Annotated in this window: 16 protein-coding genes; 7 read left to right on the top strand and 9 right to left on the bottom strand. The window is 66.0% G+C overall.

Features of this window, described 5'->3' with window-relative positions; translation table 11 throughout:
- Nucleotides 1-66 precede the first annotated feature (66 nt).
- Nucleotides 67-255: a hypothetical protein gene (locus ACR9FL_RS06475; RefSeq protein ID WP_436357771.1), complete on the top strand. Its 189-nt coding sequence runs from the start codon at nt 67-69 to the stop codon at nt 253-255.
- 374 nt (nt 256-629) lie between these two features.
- Here ACR9FL_RS06475 and ACR9FL_RS06470 read toward each other — a convergent pair whose 3' ends face one another.
- The gene (locus tag ACR9FL_RS06470) at nt 630-1,901 is read right to left on the bottom strand and encodes an NAD(P)/FAD-dependent oxidoreductase (RefSeq protein ID WP_436357770.1); all 1,272 of its coding nucleotides are present in this window, start codon (nt 1,899-1,901) and stop codon (nt 630-632) included.
- A gap of 185 nt (nt 1,902-2,086) precedes the next feature.
- Between ACR9FL_RS06470 and ACR9FL_RS06465 the strand changes: the two genes are divergently transcribed.
- A complete protein-coding gene (locus ACR9FL_RS06465; RefSeq protein ID WP_436357769.1) occupies nt 2,087-2,593 on the top strand; it encodes a hypothetical protein in 507 nt (168 codons plus the stop codon).
- Here the strand turns inward: ACR9FL_RS06465 and ACR9FL_RS06460 are convergent.
- Together ACR9FL_RS06460 and ACR9FL_RS06455 are read right to left on the bottom strand one after the other, a co-directional pair.
- Nucleotides 2,590-3,249 carry a Crp/Fnr family transcriptional regulator gene (locus tag ACR9FL_RS06460; RefSeq protein ID WP_436357768.1) on the bottom strand — a complete coding sequence of 220 codons (660 nt, stop codon included), beginning with the start codon at nt 3,247-3,249 and terminating at the stop codon, nt 2,590-2,592. The genes ACR9FL_RS06465 and ACR9FL_RS06460 overlap by 4 nt on opposite strands.
- 140 nt (nt 3,250-3,389) lie before the next feature.
- On the bottom strand, nt 3,390-3,617 hold the full coding sequence (locus ACR9FL_RS06455) for a hypothetical protein (protein ID WP_436357767.1): 228 nt from the start codon (nt 3,615-3,617) through the stop codon (nt 3,390-3,392).
- Nucleotides 3,618-3,797: 180 nt separating this feature from the next.
- On the opposite strand from ACR9FL_RS06455, the gene ACR9FL_RS06450 reads away from it, so the two are divergent.
- The gene (locus ACR9FL_RS06450; RefSeq protein ID WP_436357766.1) at nt 3,798-4,586 is read left to right on the top strand and encodes a Crp/Fnr family transcriptional regulator; all 789 of its coding nucleotides are present in this window, start codon (nt 3,798-3,800) and stop codon (nt 4,584-4,586) included.
- 343 nt (nt 4,587-4,929) lie between these two features.
- Here the strand turns inward: ACR9FL_RS06450 and ACR9FL_RS06445 are convergent, their stop codons facing one another.
- The 6 genes from ACR9FL_RS06445 to ACR9FL_RS06420 all read right to left on the bottom strand — a co-directional run bounded on the left by ACR9FL_RS06445 (nt 4,930) and on the right by ACR9FL_RS06420 (nt 8,755).
- Complete coding sequence (locus ACR9FL_RS06445; protein WP_436357765.1) at nt 4,930-5,574, bottom strand: hypothetical protein; 645 nt, start codon at nt 5,572-5,574, stop codon at nt 4,930-4,932.
- 35 nt (nt 5,575-5,609) lie between these two features.
- Nucleotides 5,610-5,864 (bottom strand): hypothetical protein, encoded by a 255-nt coding sequence (locus ACR9FL_RS06440; protein WP_436357764.1) that lies wholly within the window; start codon nt 5,862-5,864, stop codon nt 5,610-5,612.
- Between the two features lie 280 nt (nt 5,865-6,144).
- A complete protein-coding gene (locus tag ACR9FL_RS06435) occupies nt 6,145-6,339 on the bottom strand; it encodes a hypothetical protein (RefSeq protein WP_436357763.1) in 195 nt (64 codons plus the stop codon).
- 258 nt (nt 6,340-6,597) lie between these two features.
- Entirely contained in the window at nt 6,598-6,702 is a 105-nt protein-coding gene (locus tag ACR9FL_RS06430) for a hypothetical protein (protein WP_436358126.1), read from the bottom strand.
- 436 nt (nt 6,703-7,138) lie between these two features.
- Nucleotides 7,139-7,402, bottom strand: coding sequence for a DksA/TraR family C4-type zinc finger protein (locus ACR9FL_RS06425; RefSeq protein ID WP_436357762.1), 264 nt, complete (start codon nt 7,400-7,402; stop codon nt 7,139-7,141).
- A gap of 51 nt (nt 7,403-7,453) precedes the next feature.
- Nucleotides 7,454-8,755 carry a tyrosine-type recombinase/integrase gene (locus ACR9FL_RS06420; protein ID WP_436357761.1) on the bottom strand — a complete coding sequence of 434 codons (1,302 nt, stop codon included), beginning with the start codon at nt 8,753-8,755 and terminating at the stop codon, nt 7,454-7,456.
- A gap of 395 nt (nt 8,756-9,150) precedes the next feature.
- Here ACR9FL_RS06420 and ACR9FL_RS06415 point away from each other — a divergent pair, with 395 nt between their 5' ends.
- From ACR9FL_RS06415 to ACR9FL_RS06400, 4 genes are all read left to right on the top strand, one after another.
- Nucleotides 9,151-9,723 carry an RNA polymerase sigma factor gene (locus tag ACR9FL_RS06415; RefSeq protein ID WP_296171897.1) on the top strand — a complete coding sequence of 191 codons (573 nt, stop codon included), beginning with the start codon at nt 9,151-9,153 and terminating at the stop codon, nt 9,721-9,723.
- Nucleotides 9,720-10,676: a FecR family protein gene (locus ACR9FL_RS06410; RefSeq protein WP_436357760.1), complete on the top strand. Its 957-nt coding sequence runs from the start codon at nt 9,720-9,722 to the stop codon at nt 10,674-10,676. Before ACR9FL_RS06415 ends, ACR9FL_RS06410 begins: the two co-directional genes overlap by 4 nt.
- A gap of 221 nt (nt 10,677-10,897) precedes the next feature.
- Entirely contained in the window at nt 10,898-13,825 is a 2,928-nt protein-coding gene (locus tag ACR9FL_RS06405; RefSeq protein WP_436357759.1) for a TonB-dependent receptor, read from the top strand.
- Nucleotides 13,826-13,922: 97 nt separating this feature from the next.
- Nucleotides 13,923-15,554, top strand: a complete 1,632-nt coding sequence (locus tag ACR9FL_RS06400) for an alkaline phosphatase family protein (protein ID WP_436357758.1) — start codon at nt 13,923-13,925, stop codon at nt 15,552-15,554.
- Nucleotides 15,555-15,666 lie beyond the last annotated feature (112 nt).

Below are 15,666 nucleotides of genomic sequence, written 5' to 3'. Positions count from 1 at the left end.
GCCTGGCGCGACCGGAACCGGTCGGACCCCGGACGGGTTGACCTCACGCATACTCGCGAGGACGCCATGACCCGAAGCCCAGACCAGCCGCCCCGACCGAACCCGGAGGACAATTCCGACCCCACGGTGACGGCGCCGGCCCGCACGGACGGACGCTCCGACGGTCTGGAGGAAAAGAAACCCATCCGGATCTTCCGCGCCGGCCAGAATGCGGGCGGAGACACCCGTTCCACCGCCGCCTCGACGCGGACCTAGAGCGCGACCGCCGCGCAAGTCGCCTGATCGCGCAAACTCCAGATCACGCTGCCAAAGGCGCCTTGGCCCAAACTGGATTCGGCCCGCCTGTCCGAAGACGACGTGCCATCGGTCGCAGGCGTCGCCGATCTTCCTAACCCATGTTGTTGGGCGCCCCTGCGCACAGGGTCAGGATGGCTTCATGTCGAATGCCGGATCCACATCGATACGACCAGGCGGCCTTGTTGGCTGGCTGCTCGCTTTCGTCTTCGGTCGGACGCCCCTGATGCGTCGGTCCGGCCGGACCCGCAACCGGGTCTCGCCCCGGCGACCGGCGCCGAGTCGGCGCGGCTGACCCGCCGAGCCCTTCCCTGGCCGACCAGGAGGGGCTTTCTTCAGTGCAGTTTGAGCCGCCCAGAGACACGGCGGTGGAACAACCGGCTCAGGGCCAGCAGCACGGTTCTGCGCAGACCGACGACAACCCGGTGGTGCTCGAGGTGAAGAGCCATGTAGGCCCAGCGCGCGAGAAGTCCCTCGATCAGGAAGTCAGGGCCGACGAGTCCGCCCATCAGCGAGCCCAGCCCATGACCCGGGCCGAGGGAGATGAGGGAGCCCTTGTCGCGGTATCGATAGGGTGCGGGATCCCCGGGCCGCGTAAGGGCTCTCGCCAGGTAGGCGGCCTCCTGGGATGCGGCCTGGGCCCTGGCCGGAACGGGGCGTCCATCAGGCCCCGGCGCCTCTGCGCAGTCGCCCATGGCGTAGACGCCGGAAGCGGAGGTGCGGAGGCGATCGTCCACGACGAACTGGTTCAGACGCCCCGTGGTCAGGCCGAAGGTCCTGTTGACCTCGGCCGCCTTCACCCCGGCGGCCCAGACAATCAGGTCGGCCGGAATCTCGCCGGCGCTGGTCTCCAGCCCGTCGGCCCGGACGCGCGTTACCCGCGCCCCGACGACGAGCCGGACGCCCCGCGCCCGCAAGGCCCGGGCCGCCTTGTCGGCGACCGTCTGGGGAAGACCGCCAAGTATGCGCGGCGCGGCCTCCGCCACCGTCACCTCCAGCGTGAAACGCTCGGTGGGGTCGAGCGCCGCCGACAGGACCGCATGTCCTTCCAGAAGCTCCGTGGCGAGTTCGACCCCCGTCGCGCCGGCCCCGACGATGGCGATCCTGAGCAGACGGCGACCGTCATAGGCGGATGACAGGAAGAGCGCGGCGAGCCGCCGGTGAAAGGCTTCCGCGTCCGCCACGTCCTCGAGCAGACAGGCGTGTTCCGCCGCGCCGGGCGTGTCGAACAGATGGCTCCCGGCGCCCGTAGCCAGAACCAGGCGTTCGAAATCCAGCGACCGCGCCCCGATCAGCAGGGCGCCGTCGACGTCCCGGGTTTCAGCCAGACGAAGGCGGCGCGCGACGGGGTCGAGGCCTTCGACCTCGCCCAGCATGAACCTGAAATGATTGCGACGCGCGAGCATCAGATAGTCGAGGCCTTCCTGCCTCGAGTCCAGCGAGCCGGCCGCGACTTCATGAAGGGAGGGTTTCCACAGATGAAAGACCGCCCGGTCTATGAGGAGCACTTTCCGGGGCCCTTCGTGGGGACCCAGCCGGCGTCCGAGAAGGGCGGCCAGCTCCAGGCCGCCTGCACCGCCGCCCACGATCACGATCTGGTTCTGCATCCTGAATCAATCCCTGCCTCCCGCAGGGGTTGCCAAAGTTCCGGAGCGCCGCCTGCCCGCCTGGATCCATTGGGTTTCCCCGAGCCCCGTCCTCCGCCAGTGACCAAAAGAGGACTCTGGGCGCCGGGGCGCGGACGATTGGCTTTCAATATCGTCCCTGGTCCCGAAAGAAGGAGGTTCTGAACATGCTTGCCGAGCTCCGCTATCTCGACAGCCGTTTCAAGGACCATCTTGAATCGGAGACGGGCGCGGACCGCCCCGCCGAACTCTGCCGGCTGTTCGCCATGGTCTCCATCATCCGCGAGGAACTGCTGTACCCGCGCTATGTCGACATCGACCGCGGGGTCGTGGACGACCTGATCTCGATCATGGACCTGATGCGGGTCATCGCCGGCGAGTTGGAGGCCGCGACTCCGGTCGAGATCCTGGCGACGCGCGCCTGGATCCGACAATGGCGACGCCTGTGGCGAGAGCACGCCGCCCTGGAACAGGGGTCGAACGGACCCTTCAAGCTTCTAGGCTCTCCGCCCCGTGACAAGTATTTCGGCACAGACCTGAAGGATCGCCTGGCCGGGCTGGACAGTCTTTCGGACGTGCCCGTGCCGGAACCGGTTTCCCTATGGAAATTTCGGAGCCATCGCCTTCCCTCCTCGGGTCTCGTGATCGACAACCACGAACTAGACCAGATTTAGACAGGAGCCTTTGTCAGCCTCAGATAGGTGGGGTCGAACTCCGCCTGCCTGACCAGGCCGTCCCAATCGCAGATCTCGATGGCGCGTCCTGTCCATTTGACCAGTTCCGCGCTCCGAAGCTGGGCGATGGAACGATTGACGTGGACGTCCGACAGCCCGAGGACGTCTGCGAGGACGGCCTGGCTGAGAGGAAGCTCCATCCTTCCGCTACCCGCGCGATGGACAATCTCCAGGCGACGATAGAGTTCGCACAGGAGATGGGCGAGGCGCGCCACGGCGGTCCGGCGTCCCAGGCCTGCGATCCATTGCCGGTGCACGGCGGCGTCGATCAGGGTGTCCATCCAGAGCAGCCGGGTCAGATGGGGTTCGGTCTCTGTCAGCCGGCTCAGGCCCTCATGGGGGCATCGCGCCACCGTGCAGGCAGTGAGGGCAACCACCCCGTGATCCATCGGGTTCATCATCAGACTGTGCAGATCGACGAAGTCGCCGGGCACGTTCAGTTCCGTGATCTGCCTCGAACCGTTGATGAGCACGACATATCGGGCGGTGAAGCCGTCGAGGATCAGGGTGCTGAAGCCGGGCGATGAATGCTGCCGGACGATGTCGGCTCCCGCCGGAATGACGACCGGCGGCTGAAGAAGCTCACCCAGAACCACCTTCTCCGGCTCGGAAAGGTCATCACGGCGCGACAGCTTCTGGATCAGGGGACTGATCAGAACGGTCTCCTCGCGTTAAGGGTCGCCGTGTTAATCCTCATGCGCCGCACGCGTTCCGTCGCCCCGCCGTCGGCCTTGGGTCAGGATACCCAACTGGGCCCGCCGGCCGCCGGCGGCGCCCCACTGGCGTCCGACGAAACCTTGAACCGCAGTTCCCCGTCCTCGTACACCCTGGCTTCCTGAAACGTCCTGCTCGCGCCCAACCGGCGTTTCACCTGTGCGATGGCCGCCTGCTCGTCGGCCAGGAGGCGCTCGGTTCTCAGCACGCCGGTCCCGCGTGCGCTGTAGCAAATGGTGAAATGCGTCATATCGCCTCCGGGTCCCAAAGTTGAATTCAAAGCCTGGGCGCTCGTTCCTTATGCACTGGGCCGGACTTGGCGAAAAAAACGACGTCGGCTGCTCGCGCATTTCAGACTTCCTCGCTCTATTCCTAACCCATGTAAGTGCGGCTTGTGCCCGGGGCGTCACTCTGCGCTCAGGAGTCCGACATGCAAACTATGATCAGCCTCACCAATACAGGTTGCGGTCTTCATCGACCGCACCTGGACCTCGTCGACCATCCTGTCTTCCAGGCGCTCCCGCGCAGCATCCAGTCGATCGCACAGGCTCGCAGCCGGCTGATGACGATCCCTGCCGGCCAGCCCCTCGTGGAAACCGGCTTTCTCTCCTTTGTTCTCGCAGGCGTTCTGGGCCTCTTCCCGCACGGCGACCGCATCTGCGTCGCGACCGTCGTCGCCGGGTCGGTTCATGGATGGGACCACGCCCTTGAGCCCGACGCCGACCGGCCAACGGCCAGAGCCCTGATCGACACCACCTTTTGCCGGGTGCCCGCTGACTGCGTCGTCGACGGCCTCGGCCGCGACTGGCTCAACCGTCTGGTCGCCCGGCAGTCTTCCAGACGACTGAGCGGGCTGGCCGCCGAAGCGGCCTGCAACGCCTCCCACCTGGTCCAGGAGCGGCTGGCGAAGTGGCTGGTCCGGCTCCATTGCGGGGCCAATGGCGCGCCCCTCCGGCTGACCCAGGCCGATTTCGGCGCCATGCTCGGCGTGCAGAGGACCAGCGTCAACGCCGCCGCTGGACGCCTGCAGTCCCTCGGTCTGGTCCGGTTCGGACGTGGACGGGTCCAGATCCTCGACCTGGCCGGTCTGCGCGCCGTGTCCTGCGGCTGCGGCGACAGCAGGACGCCCTCGGCGACCATGGTCGTCGGCCCGCAACGCCCTGCGGAATCTGCAAGCCTGGTCTCCAACGATGCTCATCAACGGGATACAGCCGCCTGATCAGGGTGGACCGGAGCGACCGATGCTGAGCCTGCCGCCTCGTTCAGGAGGCCGCCCCGTCCTCCTCGAAGAAGATCCTGGCCCGCCAGAACGACGCCTGCCGCGACGAGCAAGCCAGCGCAAAAGCCGACAACCCCTAACCTCAAGGCGCGCCGTCTGCGACCTGGGCGGACCCTGTCTGGAAAAGAAATGACGACGCCCATGTCTTCGACCCTTGCCTAGACCAGGAACGCCGAAATCCCCGCCGCAGGCGGGAAATGTCGTCTGGGCGACACTGCAGTTCGCCGACAAAAGAGGGGCGTCGCTCCGGTCAGGAGAGACGCCCCGGGTTTTTTGAACCGCGTCAGCGGTAGCGCGCGCGTTCGGCTCTGATCTGTTCCGGACTATAGGGTTCACCCCGCGGATCGAACTCGGTCCAGCCCGCCTGGCGGTAGACGCCGCCTCGGGTGACAGCATCCAGGCCGCGACGATTGTCCAGAATGGTCTCGATCCGGGCGCGATCCGCATCGGACGCCTGGACGCTGACGAGCGTGCCGCCGCGCCGGACGCCCTCGGCATAGACGTGGGCGTCTTCGTCGCTGTGGCCGGCTTCCTTGAGCGCGCCGAGAAGACCGCCGGTCGCGCCGCCGGCCGCCGCGCCCACCGCGGCGCCGACAGCCGTCGACGCCAGCCAACCCGCCGCAACGACCGGCCCCAGGCCCGGGATCGCCAGCATGCCCAGGCCGGCCAGAACGCCGACGCCGGCGCCGAGGGCGCCGCCCGCAGCCGCACCCTTGCCCGCCCCTTCGCCGACGTCGTTGACGCCGTCGCCATTCCTGTCGCCCAGGGCGGAGCCGGGATGGTCCTTGTGTTGATGACCATCATGCCATTCTTCCGCATTGTTGGAGACAATGCTGATGGTCGAATGATCAAAGCCGGCGGCCTCGAGTTCAGAGACGGCGGCCAAGGCCTCGGTGTGGTGGTCGAACAGACGCGTAACAGCAGGCATGAGAGCTCCTTTGAACATCAGTTGTCGTTGAAGGGTCAGCGACCCGGAACGGCGGCGCTCACCACGCCCTTGTAGTCGACCGAGACCACGGCCTCGGCGCCGTCCTTGGTGGCGGACGCGCTCCACAGGCCCTGGGCGTCCTGGCTCAACGGGCCGGCGACGACATAGCCCTGCCTCTCGATCGCCGAACGCGCCTGAGCCTCCGTGAAGGAGTTGGCTCCCGGTGTAAGCGTATCGCCGCCGCCCGTATCGACGGCTGGATTGCGCGGCGTTTCAGACCCCGAAACCACGGGACCTTCCACCTGCCCGCGATCGGAGAATTGTCTCCGCACGCGGTCAACATCAGCGCCGTCGCGGCGAGAGCGGGAATTAGCAGCTTCATTCAAGCGCCTTTCGTTGTGAGCGATTTCAAGGGATCGCCCCTCCGAAGGGTTGCCGACCGAAATTTCCGCACCTCCAGCGGAACCCTCCAAATTTGCTCGAAAACCGGCTGAAATCGGCGATCAAGTCCGCTTTTCGCGGTTATGTCGGGTTTTGAACACTGCGCCGGAAACGCCGTGGTGCCGCCGCTCAGCCGAGCGGCTTCTGATAGATGTCCCCCTCAGAAGAGCGGTCGATAATACGCGCGATCTCCTGGAGCACGGCGCGCTCCCCGGTTGCGGCTCCGGAGGATCTGGCCGCCTGTAGAAGAGCGTCGATTTCACCCAGTTTTCCCGGAAGCGCCGGGAGTTCCACAGTTCTGAAGGCCTGGTCGTGCATGCTCATGTGTCTGCTCCTGATGACTACCGGAGCAACGCCGGGCCATCCGTCTCGCTCCAGGCCCTAGGGAAAAGCTTGCCAGAAGGACCGCTTCTCTTCCGAAACGAGCCGATAAGTCCGGAACCCGACGGAGGGAGTGGCGACGGCGGACGCGACGTTTTCCGGATGCAGATTCTTCTTGGGGAGAAGATCGGCAGACGGCCGGCTCCGTGATTGCCCCCCTTTGGCGTAACCGGTCGTCTTCTTCGCCTTCGGGCTGGGCGTTTAATGAGCCGAAGCGCCGACCCGGCAGATTTCCCGACCTTCATTCCGAACAATGACCTGAAGCGAAAAGGCGCCGCCTTCCCGCACAGGCTTCTCGCGCAACATTTCCGAAAGGAAGAGGATGGCTTCCCGCCACGCCTCGTCGTCCGTCGAGGCCGAGCCCCTGTGGGCCGTCTCGGGATCCACGCCCCTCACAATAAAATCATAGGTCGCCATGGAGCCTTCTACGCCCGGGAGGCCGTGCGTGTCGCAAATGGCCGATACCCGACACAGGGGCAAAGGAGAAGCTCCATGCCCCCAAGATATGGAACCTCGAAAACCGTCGTCGAGTTTCCACGGGGATGATTGTTAAAATGCCTCGCGCCCCCGAACCCCGAAAAGCTGCACTCGCCTATCTTATGGCTGCTCGAATTCCTCATACGCACCTTTTAAAAGCGGTGAAGATAGCGGACGCCGCTGCAGCCCAGGCGTTCAAGTCTTGGCTGATCGAAGAAGGTCTTCTTCCGTCTAGCGGCCTTATCTATGGAACCTCACCGCGCGCCTAGCGCAACTGACTGTCTTTGCTTCCGCGTCGGTTGATGCCGACGGTCACAATCCGCGCATCCCTGCCGGACTGGCAGGAAACACAGGTCACGGCCCCTGGCATGGCGCGGCGACGGGCTTCGGGAATGGGGTCGCCACATTCGAGACAGGCGTCTCGCCCCGGCCCATTGGGAATACGAGCGCGTGCTGTTAGGACGCCGTCAACGACAGTGTCGTTAATCTGGTCAAGCACCGCGCCGTCCCTGGTCCAGCCTCCAGCCATAGATGATCGCCTCCGTCCTGATGATGAGGATGGAATATGGGGAGGCGGGCTCTAATCCCAGCTTGGCTGACCCGCTTGATCCCGCTGCCCGGAGGGTTTCAGATTGGCGACATGGCTGGCCCAGGTCTGAAGGGCCGCCCGCTTCTCCGCCATGTAGCTATAACGGTCGTAGACGCCCGTGACGGTCGCGCCGTCCCGTACTGTATGGCCCAGCAGGTGACCGACGATGAAACGCCCTACCCCGTACCTGCCAGTCAGGGTCGTGGCACCGGAGCGGCGCACGTCGTGAGGCGAACCCGCAGGCAGGTTGCGACGCTTGCAGGTTCGGACAACGGCCCTCGTCAAAGCGCGGGAGTCCACGGGACCCGTCCGGTTGCGCGGCGCCGGGAAGACCCAGGGGCTCTTCGGGTACAGCGCTCGCGCGCGCCGCAGGATGGCCAGGGCTTCGTCTGGAAGGGGCAGCACCTGAACATGTCGCGCCTTCGATCGGTGCGAAGGAATCGTCCACACGGCGCTGTCCATGTCGATCTCGCTCCAGAGCACCTCGGCGGCTTCAGACCGTCGGGTCAGGGTCGTCATCAGGAACTGGATAGCCAGCCCCGTGGGGGCGTCGAGGCGGGCATGTTTGCCGGCCGTTTTTTCGTCTGGCGTCCGGGAGAGCGACGCCAACGAAGCCTCATTCCAGAGAATCCGCAGCGCCTCGTCATCGAACATCCGTTCGCGGGGCATGAGCGCAAGGGGCCTGGTCAGTCCGTAGGCCGGATTGGCTTCTAGGCGGTCCTCGTAAACCGCAAAGCCCAGCACGCCCAGAAGGACGCCCCCGACTGAGGCCAGACTGGCGGGGGCAAGGCCGCTGTTCGCCGCCAGGTCCCGCATGAAGATACGGATATCCGTGCGCCTGATGGCTGCAAATCTCATATCGCCGAGAGCCGGCTTTATGTAGCGACGGAACAGCGAACGTTCGGACTCTATGGTTCTCGCCTGCTTCGGACGTCGACGTCCGCCGTGCAGCCCCTTGCGCGCCGCTCTCCAGTAGGCCTCAGCCAAGTCTTCGAGCGTCTCTCCCGTCCTTGCTTCCTCGCGACGCGCACTGCGTTGGGCGACAGGATCTGTCCCGCCCAAGACAGCGACCCGGGCAGCAGCAGACAGACGACGAGCCTCCGCCAAGGTGACATCGGGATAGGCGCCCAGCACATGACGACGGCGTTTGCCGTTCTCGGCTGTGTAGCGAAGCTCGAAACCTTTCGCGCCCGTCGGCCAGACGCGAATGTAGAGGCCTCGACTGTCCGCGACAGCCACCTCGTATCTCGTTTCGCGCGGCTTGAGGGCGGCGATCTGACGATCTGTACGCACGGGATCCTGAGGCATCTTTTCCCCCAAATCACTTCTGACCCCCTCATAGTACATCAAGGGGGGCGCCAGGGGGGCGCCCAAAACGAAACTGCCTGAAATGCCCTGAAACGAAAATGGAACAATAAACTACATATAAACAGTAATTTATAACAAGATTTGAAACGGTTTGAAAAAGCCTGAAATCGATTGAATACAATTCACACCGAGGGGGTCACAGGTTCAATCCCTGTCGCGTCCACCATCCTTCTTCCAACATTGAAGCCCAGACCTCGACGGCCCTCCCCTGGCGATTTCCACCCACGACCTTCCAAGTTCGTGTAGGGGAATTTCGGTTCAGGACTGTCTGAACACATGCAGCGCGCCGATCCGGCCGGGCTTGGCAGGATGAAACAGGCATGGTTGACGACGAGGCCCTGAAGGCCTGGTTCTTTCGAGAGGTGTTCCCGCTCGAACCGGCCCTGACACGCTTCATTCGTCGCAACTGGCGTAATGAGAGCGACGCTGCGGACCTACGGCAGGACATCTACGCCAAGGTCTATACCGCCGCGCGCAGCCAACTGCCGCTGAACGCCCGCGCCTTCCTGTTCGCCACGGCGCGCAACCACCTGATCAACACGGCCAAGCGGGCCAAGATCGTGTCGTTCGACCTGGTCGCGGATCTGGAATCCGCCTTCCCCGAGGCGGCCTCGGCGGACCTTGACCGACAATTGACGGCGCGCGAAGAATTGAGGCGTGTCCAGGCGGGTCTGGAGCGGTTGCCCCCGCGCTGCCGACAGGTCATGACCTTGCGGCGCATAGAAGGCCTGTCCACCAAGGAAGTCGCGGATCACTTGAACATCAGCGCCAGCACCGTTGAGCAACAATTGGCCCACGGCCTGAAGGCCCTGGCCGACTACATGCTGGGCGGTCAGGGGAAAATCCGTCGCGCCGCGTCCAAGACCGCCGCCAAGAGCGAGCGCCGCTCATGACCCCGCACAGCGACATCGAAGACATCGCCGCCCTATGGCTGGCCCGCCAGGCGGACGGACTGTCGAATGACGAGCAGGCGCAGCTGACGGCCTGGCTGGACGCCTCGGCCGCGCACAAAGCCGCCTTCTGGCGCCTGGAATACAGCTGGGAGAAGGCCGGACGCCTGATCGCCCTGCGCAATCCCGACACCCTGGCGGACACCCTGGCCGAGACGCGTCGCGCGCCGCGCCGTCGCCCCCTGCCCCGCTGGGCCGTAGGACTGGCCGCCGCGCTCGCGGTCGTGGCCGTATCGGCGACGCTCTGGCCCCGGCCGGCCGTCTATGCGACCGACGTCGGCGAACGTCGACTGGTGGCCCTGTCCGACGGCTCGCGCGTGGATCTGAACACCCAGACCCGTTTGCGCGCCTCCATGTCGCCTGACGGCCGAGAAGCCTGGCTGGATCAGGGCGAGGCCTATTTCGATGTCGCCCACGACGCCAGCCGCCCTTTCACGGTCCATATCGGCGATCGCACCGTCCAGGTTCTGGGCACGCGCTTCAGCATCAAGCGCGACGGCGACACCGTACGCGTCATGGTGGCCGAGGGCCGCGTGCGTCTGAGCGGACCCAAGAGCGCCTCGGCGCCGGCCCCCGTCATCCTGGTGCACGACGAAGTGGCGATGGGCGACGGCCGTTCCACCCTGAAGAGCAGCACCACGTCCCAGCGCGTGGAAGACAACCTCGCCTGGCGGCGGGGCCTGCTGGTGTTCGACCAGATCACGCTGTCGGACGCCGCCAAGGAGTTCAACCGCTACAATGAGACCCAGTTGGTCGTGGGCGACGCCCGCACCGCGGACATCCGGATCGGCGGCAGTTTCGAGGCCGGCAATGTCGAGGCCTTCGTCCGCCTGCTGCGCAGCGCCTATGGGCTGGAAATCGCCCGCGACGGGGAAACTGTAAAAATATCGGAATAGGATGTAGGGGGTTTCCGCCTTCATCTTGTCACAATCCTTGAGGGCGCCCAATCCGGGCGACGAGGGGATTTCATGACTAAGGTTTCGTTCCTGCGACACATGCTGACCGGCAGCGCCTGCGCCTTGATCCTGGCGAGCGCGGCGGCGGCCAGACCCGTAATTTCGACCTGCCGTCAGGCGAGCTCAAGGGCGCGCTGGACGCCTATGCGCGCCAGGCCGGCGTGCAACTGGTTTACAAGACCGAGGACGTGCGCGGCGTTCGCACCCAGGGCGTTCGCGACGCCGTGGACGCCGAAACCGCCCTGCGCCGCCTGCTGGAAGGCACCGGCCTGACCGTGCAACGCGACAGCTCGGGCGCCCTGGCCATTGTTCGCCAGCCGGCTCAACGCTCGGCCCTGAACGAGGAAGCCTCGACGGTCGAGGAGGTCGTCGTCACCGGCTCGCGCCTGAAGAACGTGTTCGACGCCGCCACCCCCGTCGTCAGCATGGAGCGCGAAGCCCTGCTGGAGCAGGGCTACATGGACCTGGCCGAAGCCCTGCAGGACATCCCCGGCGTCGAGGAAGCCGTGTCCCTGTCCAACAGCCAGACCGCGACCCAGGCCAACGGCCTGTCGACCATCAGCCTGCGTAACCTGGGTGAAAACCGCACCCTGACCCTGATCGACGGCCACCGCACCGTTTCCAACGCCGGCAACAAGAACGCCGTCAGCCTCAGCACCATTCCCGAGTTCTTTGTCGACCGCGTCGAGGTGACGACGGGCGGCGGCTCGGCCGTCTATGGCTCCGACGCCATCGCAGGGGTGGTCAACATCATCACCGAACGCAATCTGGACGGCGTGCGCGCCCGCATCGTCGGCGGCACGACCGACGACGGCGGCGGCGACTCGATCGAGTATTCCGTCGGCGCCGGCGGCCGTTTTCTGAACGACCGCCTCTATCTGATGGCCGGCGCCACCTATGACCGCCAGTTCAAGTTGCGGGCGACGGATCGCGATCGCGCCCTGGAGTCCATCGCCTACCTGCCCGCCAGCAACACCGTCACCACGCCCGACCGGTCGACCAACATCGCCGGCGGACGCTTCATCAGCGGGCGCTGGTTCTATGACGAGACCGGGTTGAAGCCCAACATGGTCACGGCGGTCGACGGCTATGAAAGCCGCCCGAACGGCACCCTCGTTACGCCGCGCGACAACCTGAACGGCGCCGCCAAGTTCGACTACGCCCTGACCGACAACCTCAAGGTCTGGGGCCAGTTGCTCTATTCCAACGTGACGACGGACTCCACGCGCGAACCGACCACGGTCAGCAACTCCACCACCTTCGGCGTCAACGACGAGTTCACCGTCGGGCGGATGTCGCGCACCCTGAACCCCTTCGCCCCGAGCGAGATCAAGTCGGCCGCCTCCAGCTCCGGCATCGACTTTCGCCGCCGTGTCGTCGAGGTCGGCCCCAACCTGATCCACAACGAGCGTGAGACCATTCGCGGCTGGGTCGGCATCGAGGGCGTCCTGCCCAATGACTGGGACTGGAAGCTGACCTACGGCTACGGCAAGTTCTCGGGCGAGCAGATCCGCGGCAATACGCTGAACCTGCAACGCGTTCAGTGGGCCCTGGATTCCGAGCGGGTCAACGGCGTCGTCCAGTGCCGCAGCGCCGAGGCGCGGGCCGACGGCTGCGTGCCGCTGAATCTTTTCGGGGTGGGATCGATCACCCCGGAAATGGCCGACTATATTCGCGCCAATACCTATTACCGCCCGACCAACCGTCAGGACACGATCGAGGGCTATGTCTCGGGCACCCTGTTCGAGCTGCCGGCCGGCCCGATCGAGACCGCCTTCGGCTTTGAAAGCCGCCGCGACCACACCCAGACGCGCACCGACCCGCTGATCCAGAGCGGCCTGGCCAGTTCGTCCTTCCTTCCGGAGTTCGAGGGAACGATCAAGGCGAACGAGGTCTTCGCCGAAGCCTCTGTTCCCCTGCTGGCCGACCTGCCCTTCGCCCACCGCCTGACGGTCAACGGCGCGGTTCGCCTGGCGGACTACAATCTGGACTCCGTGGGCACGACGGTCAGCTATCGCGCCGGCCTGCAATGGTCGCCGATCCCCGATCTGCGCATCCGCACCGAATACGCCCGCGCCCAGCGCGCCCCGGACACCAGCGAGCTGTTCTCGCCGCCCCGTGACGACGCCGACAGCGTGGTGGACATCTGCAGCGGGGTCACGGCCACGACCACCGGCACCGTGGCCCAGAACTGCCGCGCCGACAGCCGCATCGCCGCGGCGATCGCCGCCGACACCGACGGCACGTTCCGGCAACTGAGCACCAGCATCAAGGCGCCCAACGCCGGCAACCCCGACCTGTTCGAGGAAACCGCCGACACCTGGACGCTCGGCTTCGTCTATCGCCCCTCCTACCTTGAAGGCTTCGAGGCCAGCGTCGACTACTTCGACATCAAGATCTCGGACGTCATCGCGTCGCTGAGCAACTCGGCCCTGCTGCTGGGTTGCTATTTCGACCCGGCGGGCGCGGACAATGTCTTCTGCGACACCATCACCCGCGACGAGACGGGCCAACTGGTCCGCATCCTCAATCAGGAGCAGAACCTGAACGAGACGCGGGCGCGCGGCGTGGACGTGGCGGCCTCCTATCGCTTCGATCTGGAGCGCTGGCAGGTGCCGGGCACCTTCAAGGCCAGCGTCAACTACAGCCGTCGTCTGGAGCTGAGCACCGAATACGACAGCATCGACAAGGTGGAGCTGGTCGAGTCGGTCGGCGAAGTCGGTTCGGCCAAGAACGAGGCCAAGTTCGGCCTGTCCTGGTATGACGACGTGTGGAGCGTCCGCTGGTCGTCGCGCTACATCGGCGACGTCGTCGACAGCCTGGAGCGCGAGCAGCAGGCCATCGAAATGGGCTGGACCGATCCGCTGTATCTGAATGTCGACGCCTACTGGCGCCACGACCTGAGCGTCAGCGTCAAACCGCTGCGCGAAAACCCGCAACTGAAGGTGTTCGGCACGATCAAGAACATCTTCAACAACTACGGCCCCTTCCTGCCGGACGGCACGGACAGCGGCAACTCGTACAACTACAGCTCGGCCTACGGCATCACCGGCCGGGCCTTCACCTTGGGCGTCCAGGTCGAATTCTGATCTGAGCCCACTGCTCCGGCGGCGTCCCCCCACCGCGTCGCCGGAGCTTTCTTGTTTGCGCGACGCCCAGCCGCCGCGCCCGTCCCAGGGTCTCGTCATGCATTTTCGTGTCGCCGCCGCTCTTGCGGCCCTTGTTTGCGCCGCCTCCGGCCTAGCGGCCCGAGCCCATACGGACGACACGGCGCCACTGGCCCCGCCCAGGCTGATCGTGACCGTCGTGGTCGATCAGTTCAGCGCCAACCTGTTCAACCAGTACCGCAGCCGTTGGACCGGCGGACTGCGCCGCCTGTCAGACGAGGGCCTGGTTTCGACCAACGGCTATCAGACCCACGGACTGACAGAGACCTGCCCTGGTCACTCCACCGTTCTGACCGGCATGCATCCGGCCCAGACCGGCATCCCCTCCAACGACTGGATCGATCCGGCGACGGGCGAGGACGTCTATTGCCTGGCCGCGCCGCACAACACCCTGGCGCACGGCAAGAACACCGACAACGGCCCGGTCGGCCCCGACAACATCCGCGCGACCAGCCTGGGCGACTGGCTGAAGGCCCAACGGCCCGACGCCCGCGTCTTCGCCGTGTCCGGCAAGGACCGAGGCGCGATCAACCTGGCGGGCCATCATCCCGACGGCGCCTTCTGGTTCACCGACGGCTTCGGCCTGACCACCTATGTCGAGCCGGGCCAGGACCCAGCCGCCCGCCTTGCCGCCGTGGACGCCTTCAATCTCGCCTTCCGCCAGCGCCAGGCCGCTGCGCCCCACGCCTGGACCTATTCCCAGCCCCAGTGCCGCGCGCTGGAAGCCGACTGGACGATCCGAGGCGATGTCCTGCATTCCAGGGTGCCGCCCGCTCGCGACAAGTTCGACGGCTCGCCGTCCCTCGACGAGGAGACGTTGAAGGCCGCCGCCTATCTGATCGACAGCCAGAACCTGGGCCAGGGGTCGAGCACGGACCTGCTCGGCGTCAGCCTGTCGGCGACCGACCGCATCGGCCACGCCTATGGCACCCAGGGTCCCGAGATGTGCGAGCAGATGCACCGCCTCGACGCAGCACTGGGCCAGTTCCTGGACCGGCTTGAGGCCGTGCCCGGCGGCGTGGTCCTGGTCCTGACCGCCGACCACGGCGGGTCGGACTTCGTCGAGCGCCTGGCCCAGCGCGGCTATCCCCACGCCCACCGGATCAGCTCCGCCCCCCTGGCCGAGATCAACGCCGGCCTGCAGGCGCGCTTCAACCTGGACGCCGCCCCGCTTCAGTCCGGGTCCAGCGGCCTGATCGTCGCCGACAAGGACCACCGAAGCCTGCCCGAGCCGCTGCGCAGCGAGATCATCGCGGCGGCCCTGCCCCTTGTTCGGTCCATGCCCGACATCGTTTACGCCGAGGCGCGCGACGCCCTGCTGACCGCCCCCCTGCCCGACAGCCGCCAGCCCGAGCTGCTGACCCTAGAACAAAGGATGCGCCTGTCCGCCGTGGACGCGCGCTCCTCGGACATCATCATGGTGCGGGCGGCGAACGTGACCGGCGGCGGTCGCGTCGGCGGCAACATCGCCGGCCACGGCACCCCCTGGGACTATGACCGCCGGGTGCCGATCCTGTTCTGGAAGCCCCACGGAACGACGCAGGAGCGCTTCCTGCCGATCCGCACCATCGACATTGCTCCGACCCTGGCGAGCGTCATCGGTATTGAATCGCCCCCGGTCGCGGGCCGCGTCCTGCCCCTGTGGGAGTGACCGCGACCGGCGGATAGAGCTTGGGTCGGATGGCCGCAGGCGGGAGCCGCCTATGGTTCTGGCATGATCCCTTGTCTAGGGTGGCGTTGAAGCGCCGCAGCGACAGGATTCC

Source organism: Brevundimonas sp. CEF1 (genome assembly GCF_051353055.1).
GTDB lineage: Bacteria > Pseudomonadota > Alphaproteobacteria > Caulobacterales > Caulobacteraceae > Brevundimonas.
The sequence above is the reverse complement of the archived record's forward strand: the minus strand, read 5'-3'. Positions and strand labels throughout refer to the sequence as shown.